This is a genomic window from Mesorhizobium sp. M7A.F.Ca.US.005.03.2.1, assembly GCF_003997795.1.
GTDB classification, from domain to species: Bacteria; Pseudomonadota; Alphaproteobacteria; order Rhizobiales; family Rhizobiaceae; genus Mesorhizobium; species Mesorhizobium ciceri.
Genome location: NZ_RZRP01001389.1, coordinates 1 through 895 on the forward strand (window position 1 = coordinate 1; position 895 = coordinate 895).

1 protein-coding gene is annotated in these 895 nt (G+C 67.6%); it reads right to left on the minus strand.

The genetic code is table 11. The annotated features are described in order from the left end of the window. Window positions 1–23: 23 nt before the first annotated feature. Window positions 24–895: FAD-dependent oxidoreductase (locus tag EN991_RS37985; RefSeq protein ID WP_164769745.1), on the minus strand; the 872-nt coding region annotated here is incomplete at its 5' end.

The following is an 895-nucleotide window of genomic DNA, read 5'->3' on the forward strand; positions in this document are numbered from 1 at the left end:
CTAAGATCGAGGGCATCCATCGATCAACGGCCAAAACGGCCCGCCGCGAAAGGTGCGAGCCGAGCCGGATCGCCGCGTCCGCCGATCAAGTTGGCGACCAGCCGCGCGGTGATCGGAGCCAGCGTCAGGCCGAGATGGCCGTGCCCGAAAGCATGAATTACGCGGGAGCTGCCGCGCGAAGCGCCGATGACCGGCCTGGAATCCGGCAGGGACGGCCGGAAGCCGAGCCATTGCGAGGCAGGCGAGCCGAGCCTGGGAAAAATTTGCCTGGCGCCACGGTCAAGCAGCGCCAGCCGGCGCGGATTTGGCGGCGCGACCAGGCCGCCGAGTTCGACGGTGCCGGCGACCCGCAAGCGGCCAGCCATCGGCGTCAGGTAGAAACCAAGATCGACGGGACAGACAGGTCGGTTGAGCAGCGGCGCGTCGGTCTGGAATTCCAGATGATAGCCGCGCTCGGTCTCGAGCGGAATCCTGTCGCTGGCCTGCGCGGCCAGTGCGCGCGACCGTGCACCGGCGGCGATCACCACCGTGCCAGCCTTGATGCGAACGCCGGGTCCGCTGAGCTGCACACCGTCAGCCTCGACCTGCAGCCCGGTGATCTCTGCCTGCTTCACCGATGCACCACGGGCACTCACCGCGCCCAGCAACCGCCGCATCACCATTGCCGGATCGGTGACATTGATCGAGTCGGGAAAATACACGCCATGCGCTGCTGTCGCCGGCAGGCCCGGCTCAAGCGCCGCCACCTCTTCGGGAGTCAGGACCTCTTGGTGGATGCCAAACGCAGCGCGCATTGCCCGGCCGCCGGCGCCAGCGGCAAAATCGCTCAAGCGGCGATAGAGGTAAAGACAGCCATTGCGGCGCATCTGGTCCTCCAGCCCGGCCTCCCCGACCA